Here is a 13176-nt window from a genome sequence, read left to right as displayed (position 1 = left end):
CCACCTGTTCTATTTTAGGGACTTATTGGACAGCCCCTTTAAAGATTTACTTGTTCTTTCATCCATATACATAGGTCACGGACAATTTGTGCATTATGCTGAGCTGGAAAATGATGTGTATAGTCGGGGAAATACCATGTATAATACGGCTTATCATTTTCTCTCAACGAATTCTCTAAAAGGATTGCCTGTTCGAAAGAAACATGTTCATCCTTCATGCCGTGAATAATCAAAAGAGGTGCTTCAATTTCATTTATACGAAATAAAGCCGTCCGTTCACGATAGGCGTCCGGCATATTATTAGGTGTTCCGCCAATCACTCTTTTCATCATCCGTCGCATGTCTTTTCGTTCGTTATATGTAAACACGACATCGGACATCCCTGCCCATATGACAACCGAACAAACATCTTCACGGAGAATGGCCGTCCACAGTGCCATTAAGCCGCCTCTTGAGAAAGCATATAAATGAATTCTTTCTTTCTCAACGTTTGGATGCTGTTTCAGAACATCGACTGCGTTTACAGCATCTTGTCGATCTTCCCCAGCAAATTCGTCACGTCCCTCGCCACCGCGGTTGCCACGGTAATAAGGGGCAAAAACGATAAACCCTTGAGAGGCGAATTGCGCTATGCGGGATGGGCGTACCATACCAACATGCTGTATGCCTCCGCGCAAATAAACGATGCCTTCATACATTCCCTCTTCTACTGGTTCAGCTAACATGCCTTTCACCTTATAGCCATCGGACCAATACGTTATTTCTTCGAGGCGCACATGAGGATTTGGAGAAGGGTAATCCCGCCGATGCAAAATAGCGGCATTATGAATCATAGGCATTTACCCATTCCTTAATTTTTGCCATCCCTGCATCTTTCATATGGAAACTTAATTGATCGCAGTTGGATAGCTCTTCATCTGACATCCATAATGCCCCAGCAGTTTCATACAGCGTCGGGTCTTCTTCAATCTGGACTACTTTTCCAGTGAAAACCGCTTTGCAAAATGTCACATTGCTTATGACAACATATTCTGCAAATTTTACTAAGTCCGTAATATGGACACCCGTCTCTTCAATCGTTTCGCGAACTGCGGCCTCTTCGATTGATTCGCCCTCTTCCGCTTTGCCTCCTGGGAATTCGATGCCTCGAAGCAAATGTCGAGTCATAAGCCATTTTCCTTCATGTTTTAAAACGACAAGAACATGTCTTGCCTCCATTCCCATCGGATTATCGCCAAATGTTAGTTCCACTTTTGCGCCTTGTAAATCTTTGAACGTAGTAACCAACGACATCACGTCCTTTCAATCAATGAACCGTCCGGCATTCTTCTACAAAAGGCCTCACCTATGTAGCCATTCGATTAATCAATCACATAGAGAAGCCTTTTGCAGAATTTTTGAAGTGGACTAAAACAGTCAACTTTAACGTTTGGCCGGCTCTCTAAAATAGGGCAGCTGCTCAATGAACCTTTTCGATTCATCGTCTGTAAATTCATGAATTAAAGCATACAATTTCTTCGTTCTAAGATCAATATCATGGTTATCCCGATCATAGTGATAGGGCAAATAAGGCAACGTATGACCTCTGAGAAAATTCCTGAATTCCAATTTTCCTATTTGGGAAAATAATTGATGAAAGACCGGAAGAAACTCCTTGCTCATTTCTACTTCATATTCCCATGGGGCTGCATGCTTATGAGGATATACTTGTTGATTTTTAACAGAAACATACATTCTAACCTTGTCGTTCGCCATACAAAACCATCCTTTTTTAGGTAGTATGGCTTATCGCATTGAATCAATGCAGTATTTTTTTATTTCCCCTCATTTGCAATGCGTTCAACCGCGATTGCGACATTTGCATGTACATTCGGGTCAAGTGGATGAGGAACTAAATCACCAGGCTTTGTGCTATCGACAATCGCAAGCGCAGCTCCGATCAGCATTGGATAAGTAATCTCTTTCGCTTGTGCATTCAACGCTCCTCTGAAAATTCCAGGGAATCCTAATACATTGTTCACTTGACGTCCATCTGCTGCGTATGCTGCTCCAGCTTTCAAAGCAACTTCAGGTTTAATTTCAGCATTCGGGTTCGATAATGCTAAGATGATTTGACCTTCCCTTACCATTTCTGGTTTGATCAATCCCTCTACACCAGTTGTCGCTATGACAATATCACAAGTTTCCATGAGTTCTTCGATTGAATTTAAAATCGTTCCGCCATGCTTTTTCATTCTTTCAATAGCATCCGGATTCCGATCGACTCCACACATCTCTTTTACTCCATATGCCATGAGCATTCTGCTAATTGCAAGTCCTGCTGCCCCTAAACCGATTTGCCCTACGACAGATTGTGACAATTCAACATCTGTCTGTTTACATGCGTTCAACACGGATGCCAATGTAACAACAGCTGTCCCATGCTGATCATCATGCATGACAGGAATATCTAATTCCGCTTTCAGTCTTTCTTCGATTTCGAAGCAATGCGGCGATCCGATGTCTTCAAGCAAAATACCTCCGAAGCTTTGGTGAATATGTTTTACCGTCGCAACCACTTCATCTGGATCACTTGTATTCAATAAAATAGGAATCCCGCTAATTCCGGCAAATTGATCGAATAAGACGGATTTCCCTTCCATGACGGGCATTCCTGCCACTGGCCCAATGTTTCCCAATCCTAAAATCGCAGTGCCATCCGTAACAATCGCTACTGTATTTGAAATTCCAGTAAAATATTTTGCTTGCTCCGGGTCTTCTTGAATCACTTTACATACGTTTGCAACGCCTGGCGTGTACGCTCTTCTTAAATCGCCTAAAGAACGGATTTCAAACCTGCTTTTCATTTGAATTTTTCCGCCTTCATGCGCTTGCAATACATCGTCTGTTACGGCATGTACATGAATTCCATTGCCGATTGCATTAATGGCCTGAACAATCGTATGTAAATGCTCTTCGCTTTGGCATTGAATTGATATATCCCGTATTGTAGATAATGTCCCTACTTTTATTGTCTGGATATCTCCAATATCACCCTTCAATTCACCGATTGCCGCTGCCACTTTTGCAAAGTTCCCGGGCACTGAAGGCGTTTCAATAATTAAATTTCTAATAAACTGTATATCCGACATGCTATTTCCTCCTAAAAAATCCTCTTCCTATTCCCTACCCTATTTTACACCAATTAAAGGCCACAACAAAAAATAAGCACGCATTCCAACAGAGGAATACGTGCTCTCTTGCTAAATCCTAAGCCTTCAAATCAACAGTTTGACCTTTATGAGGATGGGCCACTGCTTGAACAGATTGATTGTCCATGCCTTGTAACAAATCCGTTACTACATTGGCATTCATTGAAAGCGCTTTGTTCATGACACTCATTTGCACTGTAGATTGCAAGCTTCTGAGCTGGCTTGCCATCATTGCATTCAGTTCCATTTCCCATTCCTCCTCTCCATCCTTCTATCGGAGAGTTCGGTCATTTGTTAAGGATTATTGCATTATTTATTGTCTTCACCAAGAAATGCATTCAGCATCCATTGATGTTTTTCAATGCTTTGATAGATCGCATTCAATAAATCCTCTGTCATTTCGTCACCTTCATTGCCGGCTGTCTCCATTCCCTTTTTCAATGACTTCATAATCTTATCGAAGTCGTCCGCAATCGTCTTTACCATATCTTCAGCTTGCTCTTTGCCAGTTGCTTCTTCAACGACAGATTGCCTTAGATGCTCTTTTAATGTAGCTGTCGGTTTGCCGCCTAAAGTTAAAATCCTTTCAGCAATATCATCCATATGAGCGGTAGCTTCATTATATAGTTCTTCAAATTTTGCATGTAAAGTAAAAAATGCTTTTCCTTTCACGTACCAGTGATAATTATGTAGCTTTGTGTACATTACCGACCAAGTAGATACTTGGACATTTAATTCTTTCATTAACTCTGTCGACATTAAGTATTCCCCTTTTCGCTCGTATTTACCAGTTCGATGCTTCTCCCTGTTATTTTACCACCAAAACCAATAAACTAAACATAGAAGAACGTAAGGAGCTTTTTTATGAAAACTTTATTTATTGGCCTAATTAACGGCTATCAAAAATTTATATCACCATTAACCCCTCCTTCATGCCGTTTTTACCCGACATGTTCACATTACGGAGTGGAAGCGATTCAAAAACATGGCGCATTAAAAGGCAGTTTATTAACAATACGCCGAATTTCGAAATGTCATCCTTTCCATGAAGGCGGTTATGACCCAGTACCAGAGAAATTTCCAAATAAAGATTAATTGTTCCCCTCTCACAACCGGCAAAACGTCCGGTTTTTCTTTTTGTTTGCTATTATAAGCAAGTTCTTGTATTATGGGAAAGCGATTCAATCGTAATGATTACTATTACGGAGGATAGTATATATGAAGAAAAACATTATTCTGCTGCTGCTCATCTTTTCATTAACCATATATCTAGTCGGTTGCAGTAAAAGCGAAAAAAAGCCTGAAAACAAAGGTGATAAGGCTACCGTTTATACGACTGTTTATCCACTTCAATATTTCACGGAACGGATCGGTGGAGAATATGTAGATGTGAAGTCGATCTACCCTGCTGGCGCTGATGAGCATTCTTTTGACCCTTCCCAAAAAGATATGATTGCACTTTCGGATGCGGACTTATTCTTTTATATCGGTTTAGGCCTTGAAGGCTTCGTAAATAAAGCTGAAAAAACGCTATCAACAGAACATGTTAAAATGGTTGCCGTTGCTGACAGCATTTCTGATGATCTATTGCAAGGAGACGAAGAAGAACATCAGGATCAGGAACATGACGAACATCATCACGAAAAAGATCCCCATGTATGGATTTCTCCAATTTTAAGTATTGAGCTTTCTTCAGCTATTAAAGAAACGTTAATCAATCAGATGCCTGAACATAAAGAGGATTTCGAGAAAAATTTTGATTTACTAGAAGACGATTTGATTGAATTGGACAATCGATTTAAAGAGATGGCACACAATGCCCCTAAAAAAACCTTTTTTGTGTCGCATGCCGCTTTCGGATATATTGCCAATGAATATGGCTTGCATCAAGTCGCAATTGCAGGATTGAATTCCCAGAGCGAACCGTCCCAAAAAGAACTGGCATCCATCGTTAAACAGGCAAAAGACCAAAACGTCCGTTATATTTTATTTGAACAAAATATTTCTTCTAAGCTAACGGAAGTAATCCGTAAAGAAATTGGCGCCGAATCATTAACATTGCACAATTTAGGAGTGTTAACGGAAGAAGACATTGCAAATGAAGAGAACTATTTCTCATTGATGGAACGAAATTTAAAAGTGTTTGAAAAAGCTCTTTCAAAATAATTGAAGGTCAAGTAAAGGACATAACGAGTTAAGATGTTATGTCCTTTTTGAATAGCAACAGCCATGCAAAAAAACGTTTATTAGAGCGGCCTTTTTCTGAAATGCTTCAATTCCCTTCTCATCAATTTATTAGAAGCGTTGCGTGGAAGCTCGTCAACCATATAAAACGATTTTGGCACTTTAAATTTTGCTAATCTTTCTAAACAAAACTTTTCAATTTCTTCTTTTTCAATTGGTTCTTTACAAACTAAAAAAGCGATTGGTACACTGCCCCATTTCTCATCTTCCTGCCCGCACACCCCAGCTTCCAATACGGATGGGTGGGAAACGAGTACATTTTCTATTTCGGCTGGATAAATGTTCTCTCCTCCAGAAATAATTAAATCAGAACGTCGATCTACAATATACAAATAGCCTTCATGATCCATATAACCGATATCCCCGGTAGGGAGCCAACCATCTTCTAACGGGTTTCGATCGGCAAACCGGCCGACATAGCCTGGTGTCACATGCGGTCCTGCAATCATTACTTCCCCATGCTGCATCGGCTTTTCGGCATCCCTTATTTTAATTTGATTAAAAAAGAGCGGTTTTCCAGCTGAGCCTATTTTTCTAAGTGCATCATCTGCGGATAATGTCGCTGTTTGTGAACTTGTTTCCGTCATCCCATATGTTTGCAAGACAGCTATGCCACGTTTTTCTGCACGCCTTAAATAATCGATCGGCAGCGGGCCCCCTCCAGCTAACATCGTTTGGAAATTAGGATGCGCGAACATTTCGCTTTTTTCCATTTCACGTAAAATACGATCCAAGCTATTTGCAACTACGGACATTCTTGTCACCGAGCCTTTTTGAATTTCCTCAGCCGCCTCGATCGCGTCGAACTTTTCATAGAGCCTAATGCCCATGCCATATAACAAGGACCTGACGATGATTGAAAATCCACTAATATGAAAAAGCGGTGTTGTACAAAGCCATACATCATTTTCCGAAAGGCCTAAATTCAAGACGGACGACAATGCATTGGATGTATGATTTCCTACAGTTTGCCGAACACCTTTCGGAAAACCTGTCGTACCCGATGTGTACATGATTGTAATGGTTTGTTCGGCTTTCCATGTATTGATTGGGGTAAAATCGATTTCCTCAGAAGAAGCAATAAATGAAAATAACAACTTTTTACGATCAATTGTTTGCAGCTTTTCCGCAAGTGAATCTTCAACAATAATGGCTTCTGCTTCAGAATCCAATAACTGATAAGCAATTTCCTTTTCAGACAATCTGCTATTGATCATGACAATTTCAATACTTCCTAATAGGCATCCGTGAATCATGAACATCATATGTGCATTGGATGGCCCCAAAAGCGCAACACGCGTACCTTCACGAAGTCCATTTGCATAGAGCTTCCGAGCAATGCGCATTGCCTCATCATGCAATTCCTGAAATGTCCATTGCTGTTGTTCAAATGACAATGCCACTCTATCCGGCGTTAAATATGCCCTCTGTAACAACCAATTTGGAATCATAAAAACATCTCCTCTTTCCTAAGGAAAAACCGCCTTAGAAAAAGGCGNCTTAAGTTCTATTCGGGTCTTCGCTCGACTTCGCGCCTTGTCTGGCAAGCGTTTTCAAGCCAAGCTGGGCAAACACTTATCCCATAACTAAAAACCTTTAAAAGACTGTAGACAAAGTGAAAAAATACTTTGTCTACAGTCTGAAACCGCCTTAGAAAAAGGCGGTTTTTCATGATTGATTAAGGGAAGCGTGGGAATTGACCGAAGTCCGGTTTGCGTTTCTCTTTGAACGCATCGCGTCCTTCTTTCGCTTCGTCAGTTGTATAGTAAAGAAGTGTTGCATCTCCTGCCATTTGTTGAAGACCAGCAAGTCCATCTGTATCTGCATTCATAGCTGCCTTGATGAAACGAAGTGCAGTCGGGCTCATCGCCAACATTTCCTCACACCATTTGACAGTTTCGTCTTCCAATTGTTCATAAGGAACGACTGTATTGACAAGACCCATATCAAGAGCTTGCTGTGCGTCATATTGACGGCATAAATACCAAATTTCTCTCGCTTTCTTATGACCGATAATACGTGCCAAGTAACCGGAACCATACCCCGCATCAAAAGAACCTACTTTAGGGCCTGTTTGTCCGAAACGGGCATTATCTGCAGCGATCGTCAAGTCACAAACAACATGCAATACATGTCCTCCGCCAATTGCGTAACCTGCTACCATCGCAACTACTGGTTTAGGAATGACACGGATTAGACGTTGAAGGTCCAATACGTTTAAACGTGGAATTTCATCATCCCCTACATAGCCGCCGTGTCCACGGACTTTTTGGTCGCCCCCTGAACAGAACGCCTTTTCTCCTTCGCCAGTCAAAATGATAACTCCAATGCTTTCATCGTCTCTTGCCCGAGAAAAAGCATCGATCATTTCCATAACTGTTTTTGGACGGAACGCATTGCGCACTTCAGGACGGTTGATCGTCACTTTTGCAATGCCGTTGTACTTCTCATATTTAATATCCTCATATGTACGGATTGTTTCCCATTGACGTGTCATCTTATTCCTCCTCAAATTTTTAAATCGTTCAGAAACTCCTCTACTATTGTAACAAATTGCTTAGGTTTTTCCACATGAATTGCATGTCCTGCATCTTCTACAATAGTATGCTGAAATAATGGTGCTTCTTTTTTCATTTCCCGGGCAATAGTTACAAACTTCTCATCCAATTGCCCTGTTATTAAAAGAACAGGTAGATGCAATGTATGCAAGTACTGCCAATTGGACTGTTGACTTCCAGTACCGTATCCTAACAAACTGTTCGCCAAGCCTTTTTCTCGCTGTTGCAACCGTTCGTTTCTAATTTGCTTTTTCGTTTCAGAGGAAAGGCGCTTCTGCGAATGAAATAAAGGAATATTCTCCCAAAGGTCAACAAAACTATGAATGCCTTCCTTAATGATTTTCTCAGATAGTTTTGCATCCGCTTTTCTTCTCTCAGCCCTTTGTTCCTCACTTTTTAAACCCGGTGAAGCGCTCTCTAATAGTAAGGAATTCAAGCTTTCAGAATGGGCAATAGCGTATGAGAGGGCAACGCGGCCCCCCATAGAATACCCTATTAAAGAAAACTTATCTAAGTCAATTTGCTTAAAGATGCAATGTAAATCCTCTACAATTTGCTCCATTGTGTAACGTGAAGGATCATCCGGCACAGAAGTTTTCCCGTGACCGATCAAATCAATGGCAATCGTTCTATATTGATGAGCTATTTTCGAACGGACTTCATTCCAAGTTGCAGTCGATCCTGTAAAGCCATGTAAAAATACGATCGAAGGTTGATCTTCTTTACCGCTTATTTCCACATAATAGTCTACTCCGCGAACTTTCAAAGAAATTTCATTCATTGCGATCAAGTCTTTCTATAATTTCAGTCCAATAAGCTCGATGAGTTTTTACATTTACTGGCCGACTTGTGAATACTTCTATGATTCGTATAGGTTTCGTTTTCTCTTTCTGCAGTTCATTCGAAAACTGGTCAGCATTCTGTACCGCAGTATATTGTGCATCATACATCGCAGCGATATGTTCGAACGTAAGCCCTGTCGGTGTTCCAAACAATTCTTCAAAATGATTCGGCACCGTTGCCTGTGACAAATATGAAAAAATACCTCCACCATCATTATTTAAAATGACGATTGTCAAATCAGTCTCTTGAAAACGAGAAATGGCTAATCCATTTACATCATGCAAAAAAGATAAATCTCCAATTAATAAAAACGAATTCCGTTTTCGAACAGCTTGTACACCAAATGCACTTGATACAACTCCATCAATGCCATTTGTTCCCCGATTGGCGAATAGCGCAATATCCTTATTTGTCTTGCTAAAAAATGTATCAACGTCACGAATTGGCATGCTGCTGCCAACAAAAACATCACTTTCCGAAGGCAATAATTCAAGCAGTCTTTTTACTATGATCCCTTCATCACCTAAGTCACCAGTATATTGAGCAGTTACTTCTGACGCAATTTCATTTGCGGAAATCCATAATTTCTTGTACGCAACATGTTCACTAGTTATTTTCAAATTGAATAGTGCTTCGGGAGCCGCTTGGATATGATGCGTCACAACACCAATCGAATCGCGGAATTCCGGAGATTCATCAACTGCTACAAAGACAGGTGGCTTAGCTTTGCTTAAAAACAAAGTTAAAGGCTTAGAAACTGGTTGGGCTCCAATTCGAATTACAGTATCGGGCACTGCACGGCCGCAAAAGGATTCACTTTTTAGAAGTGCATCATAATGTTCAATGCATAGATCCCTGCAATCTGCTGGCACATTCGATCTCAAATTGGAGAGCGGGTCACAAAGGACCGGCCATTGAAGGGACTTAGCGAAAGTCCAAAAGGCATCTTGATCGAAGCCGACCGGCAATTCACCTGCAATAAACAATCCTTTTTTCGTATTTGAAAGCAGGTCATTTAAACGGTTTACTTGTACTTCACTTAACCCTATTTTTCCTTTAACGCTTTCAACGAAAGTCGACGGAGCGATTTTCCTTTCAAAATCAATGAGCAATGGTTCTCGCAAAGGGACATTCAAATGAACCGGACCAGCAGGACTTGTCATCGCTGTTGAAACAGCTCTTTGAATATGTCGATCCAAGAAATCAGCTATTGCCGGATGCTCATCAGGCAACGGTAAGTCAACGCTGAATTTAACGTGTTTACCGTATAAATTCAATTGGTCAATTGCCTGCGGTGCTCCTACTCCCCTTAACTCGTGGGGACGATCTGCAGTGATTGCAATAAGTGGAATCTTAGCGTAATACGCTTCTGTTATTGCCGGATGATAGTTCGACGCAGCTGTTCCTGAAGTGCAAAGCAGGACGACCGGTTTATTTGATGCCTTTGCCATTCCTAATGCAAAATATGCAGCGGAGCGTTCATCGATCTGCATATAGGTTTTCAGAGCATTGGATGCTGCAAATGCATAAGCGAGTGGGGTGGAACGTGAGCCTGGACTTATAACAGCAGCCTCCACACCGGCGTTTAAAAGTGCGTTTGTCAATCGCAACACATGGTCTGTTAAAATTCTTTTATCATCCATTCAACTGTCCTCCAAGCGCGCGTAAAACTGGCCTGAACTTTACCCATGTCTCGTCATATTCATCTTCTGCATTTGAATCGGCTACAATGCCTCCACCTGCATATAAGTAAGCCTCTTTTCCATTAATTAACGCTGAACGCAAAGCCACTGCAAATTCACCATTTCCAGAGGAGTCTGTCCAACCGATTGGAGCTGCATAGTAGCCCCTGTCCATTCCTTCCTCTTGTCGAATTATCTCCATTGCAGCTGAAGTCGGGACTCCGCCTAACGCAGGTGTAGGATGAAGTGCCTTCACAAGTGTGAAAATATCACTTTCACTCGCTATTTTCCCTTCAACAGGTGTATATAAATGTTGGATATCTCTAATTTTCATCAACTTAGGATTTTTAGGGACAACTACTTGTTGGCAATGTGTACGGAACACTTTTGAAATCATTTCCACTACGTAATGATGTTCTTCCCTGTTTTTTGAATCAGCAAGTAAGGCTTCCCCTAATTGCTTGTCTTCTTCTGCTGAGTTGCCTCGTCGAATCGAGCCCGCAACACATGCTGAAAGGACTTTTCCATTCTTCATCTCAATTAAGCGTTCAGGTGTAGCACCAAAGAAAAGACAATCATTATGCTGCAATGCAAATTGATAACTCTCCTGTTGTTCATTTGAAATTGCATAAAGTGCTGCAACGGCGGACAGTTCTTGTTCAAAATGCAACACAAGACTCCTCGCAATGACGACTTTATCTGCCTTTCCGCTTTGAATAAGACTTGTAACATTATTGACAGCTTCTATATAACGATCTTTTCCCCGCTCCTCCATTGAAACGATCGGATTATCGTATTGGAATGAAAACTCCTTCACTTGAGCAAGATGGATTAAACGATCTCTTTCTTGCCGTAGCCATTCAAATTCCAAAGAAGCCTCCGGTTTATCCGTCACTAAATTAATCGATACGTATGATCTTCCATCTTCAATTTTCAGCTGAAAAGAAGGCACAGCAAAATAAGCAGAAGGGAATTGATTCCATTCCGATTGAAGTACTTGATTCGGATCATAAGAAAAACCGCCAAACAAGATTGGGGCAGCATCTTCCTCTTCCTTTATCAACGTATTGCATAAGTCGTTCCATTGGTTAGAAATATCCTTATATCGCTCTTCATGCAAGTCGCTTGTTAACGTAACAGCATGTCCTATGCCAACCAAAGTTAACGTCTGATCGGCATTTTGCCAATAAAAACGTTCCTCTTTATATTTTTGAAATCCCGCTTCAAAAAAAGCGAACGGCGACATCCTCCCAACCTCAATCGTTTCAGTAAAAAAACGAGTATAGGGAGAATTGATAGTATTTTTCATAGTATGGCTATCGGTCAACTTCCGACTCATTGTTTTCGCTCCTTATTATGTGTAAGTAAGAATAACTTTCTTATCTCTATTATACCGAAACATCGGAGTGATAGCATTTTTAATGCAAACGGGATACCTTAATCCCCGCTTTTGAAGTACAATGGTATATGCAATCAACCATGTAACGTCACGATTCTTTGGTGGCCAGTACATGGTTGAGCGGGAAGTCTAACCTTCCTCTGAATATGCGATTACAGCATGCTGCTCGCTGCTTATAGAAAGTGGCATCTGCTGTATCAAGTTAAATGAGATAGGAGCGAAATAATTTGCAACAAACCATTAAAGCTGACACTGGATGGCGAATTTGGTGGCAGTTGACACGTCCACATACGTTGACTGCTGCGTTTGCCCCAGTATTTTTAGGTACAATGATTGCCTTAACGTACGGTGATGTACATTTCCTTTTATTTATTGCAATGCTATCAGCAAGCCTGCTCATTCAAATGGCTACCAATATGTTTAACGAATACTATGATTTCGTTAGAGGCCTGGATACAGAGCATTCAGTTGGTATAGGCGGAACAATTGTGCGAAATGGTGTCAAAGCAAAAACCGTCTTAAATATCGCACTTACATTCTACGCAATTGCCATCATAATCGGCGTGTATATTTGCATGCAAACCTCGTGGATGTTAGCTATCGTCGGATTGATTTCCATGTTAATCGGTTACTTATATACCGGTGGCCCTTATCCGATTGCATACACTCCGTTTGGAGAATTGGTATCCGGTTTTGTAATGGGAATGCTGTTAATATTGATTGCTTTCTATATACAAACAGGAACCGTAACCACTGAAGCGGTCCTCATTTCTGTTCCAAGCATGCTTTTAGTCGCTGCAATTATGATGTCTAATAATATTCGTGATTTAGAGGGGGACAAGGAAGGTGGCAGAAAGACACTCGCGATTCTTGTAGGAAGAAACAACGCGATTTCCATCCTGTCTGCTTTCTTTATCGTCTCTTATTTATGGATTATCGTTCTAATTATAACTGGACAACTTACACCATGGTCTTTATTAGTATTCTTAAGCGTGGCGAAACCAATTAAAGCGATCGCTACTTTTCGCAAACATACTTTGCCTCTGGAAGTTATGCCTGCAATGAAAAATACAGCCGTTACAAACACATTGTTCGGATTACTATTAGGTATCGGGATCCTGATTGGCTATTTATTATAAAATATAAATTTCTAGTAGGGGGCTGTCCAGAAAGTCAGTGAAAACTGATTTTCTGTGATAGTCCCTTTCTGGTTGGAGAATAAATGGGGAACCCCTGACAACCGTCGCTTTCCGTTCCAG

Annotated in this window: 14 protein-coding genes; 3 read left to right on the top strand and 11 right to left on the bottom strand. The window is 41.0% G+C overall.

Annotation, left to right across the window (positions count from 1 at the left end; translation table 11 throughout):
* Positions 1 to 38: 38 nt before the first annotated feature.
* The 6 genes from ACFQ38_RS08680 to ACFQ38_RS08655 form a co-directional block, all read right to left on the bottom strand.
* On the bottom strand, positions 39 to 833 hold the full coding sequence (locus ACFQ38_RS08680) for an alpha/beta hydrolase family protein (protein WP_336823639.1): 795 nt from the start codon (positions 831 to 833) through the stop codon (positions 39 to 41).
* Positions 823 to 1287 carry an NUDIX domain-containing protein gene (locus tag ACFQ38_RS08675; RefSeq protein ID WP_336823590.1) on the bottom strand — a complete coding sequence of 155 codons (465 nt, stop codon included), beginning with the start codon at positions 1285 to 1287 and terminating at the stop codon, positions 823 to 825. The genes ACFQ38_RS08680 and ACFQ38_RS08675 overlap by 11 nt, the downstream gene beginning before the upstream one ends.
* Before the next feature lie 135 nt (positions 1288 to 1422).
* Entirely contained in the window at positions 1423 to 1755 is a 333-nt protein-coding gene (locus ACFQ38_RS08670; RefSeq protein ID WP_336823589.1) for a transposase, read from the bottom strand.
* Between the two features lie 59 nt (positions 1756 to 1814).
* Entirely contained in the window at positions 1815 to 3131 is a 1317-nt protein-coding gene (locus ACFQ38_RS08665; RefSeq protein WP_381480394.1) for an NAD-dependent malic enzyme, read from the bottom strand.
* Between the two features lie 118 nt (positions 3132 to 3249).
* Positions 3250 to 3438 carry a putative motility protein gene (locus tag ACFQ38_RS08660; RefSeq protein WP_381480392.1) on the bottom strand — a complete coding sequence of 63 codons (189 nt, stop codon included), beginning with the start codon at positions 3436 to 3438 and terminating at the stop codon, positions 3250 to 3252.
* 62 nt (positions 3439 to 3500) lie between these two features.
* Entirely contained in the window at positions 3501 to 3950 is a 450-nt protein-coding gene (locus ACFQ38_RS08655) for a Dps family protein (RefSeq protein ID WP_336823586.1), read from the bottom strand.
* 105 nt (positions 3951 to 4055) lie between these two features.
* Between ACFQ38_RS08655 and yidD the strand changes: the two genes are divergently transcribed.
* Together yidD and ACFQ38_RS08645 are read left to right on the top strand one after the other, a co-directional pair.
* A complete protein-coding gene (gene yidD / locus ACFQ38_RS08650) occupies positions 4056 to 4286 on the top strand; it encodes a membrane protein insertion efficiency factor YidD (protein ID WP_381480391.1) in 231 nt (76 codons plus the stop codon).
* Positions 4287 to 4409: 123 nt separating this feature from the next.
* Positions 4410 to 5357, top strand: coding sequence for a metal ABC transporter solute-binding protein, Zn/Mn family (locus ACFQ38_RS08645; RefSeq protein WP_336823584.1), 948 nt, complete (start codon positions 4410 to 4412; stop codon positions 5355 to 5357).
* A gap of 80 nt (positions 5358 to 5437) precedes the next feature.
* Here ACFQ38_RS08645 and ACFQ38_RS08640 read toward each other — a convergent pair whose 3' ends face one another.
* From ACFQ38_RS08640 to ACFQ38_RS08620, 5 genes are all read right to left on the bottom strand, one after another.
* Positions 5438 to 6886, bottom strand: coding sequence for an o-succinylbenzoate--CoA ligase (locus ACFQ38_RS08640; RefSeq protein ID WP_381480390.1), 1449 nt, complete (start codon positions 6884 to 6886; stop codon positions 5438 to 5440).
* A gap of 227 nt (positions 6887 to 7113) precedes the next feature.
* Complete coding sequence (gene menB, locus ACFQ38_RS08635; RefSeq protein WP_336823582.1) at positions 7114 to 7932, bottom strand: 1,4-dihydroxy-2-naphthoyl-CoA synthase; 819 nt, start codon at positions 7930 to 7932, stop codon at positions 7114 to 7116.
* A gap of 11 nt (positions 7933 to 7943) precedes the next feature.
* Positions 7944 to 8774 (bottom strand): 2-succinyl-6-hydroxy-2,4-cyclohexadiene-1-carboxylate synthase, encoded by an 831-nt coding sequence (menH, locus tag ACFQ38_RS08630; RefSeq protein WP_336823581.1) that lies wholly within the window; start codon positions 8772 to 8774, stop codon positions 7944 to 7946.
* Entirely contained in the window at positions 8767 to 10479 is a 1713-nt protein-coding gene (gene menD / locus ACFQ38_RS08625) for a 2-succinyl-5-enolpyruvyl-6-hydroxy-3-cyclohexene-1-carboxylic-acid synthase (protein WP_381480389.1), read from the bottom strand. The genes menH and menD overlap by 8 nt, the downstream gene beginning before the upstream one ends.
* A complete protein-coding gene (locus ACFQ38_RS08620; protein ID WP_381480388.1) occupies positions 10472 to 11857 on the bottom strand; it encodes an isochorismate synthase in 1386 nt (461 codons plus the stop codon). The genes menD and ACFQ38_RS08620 overlap by 8 nt, the downstream gene beginning before the upstream one ends.
* A 287-nt stretch (positions 11858 to 12144) precedes the next feature.
* Here ACFQ38_RS08620 and ACFQ38_RS08615 point away from each other — a divergent pair, with 287 nt between their 5' ends.
* Positions 12145 to 13056, top strand: coding sequence for a 1,4-dihydroxy-2-naphthoate polyprenyltransferase (locus ACFQ38_RS08615; RefSeq protein ID WP_336823578.1), 912 nt, complete (start codon positions 12145 to 12147; stop codon positions 13054 to 13056).
* The last annotated feature ends 120 nt before the right edge of the window (positions 13057 to 13176 follow it).

The sequence above is a fragment of the Sporosarcina contaminans genome, from assembly GCF_042679045.1.
In the GTDB taxonomy this organism is placed as follows: Bacteria; Bacillota; Bacilli; order Bacillales_A; family Planococcaceae; genus Sporosarcina; species Sporosarcina contaminans.
This window is presented reverse-complemented; position numbering and strand designations above follow the sequence as displayed.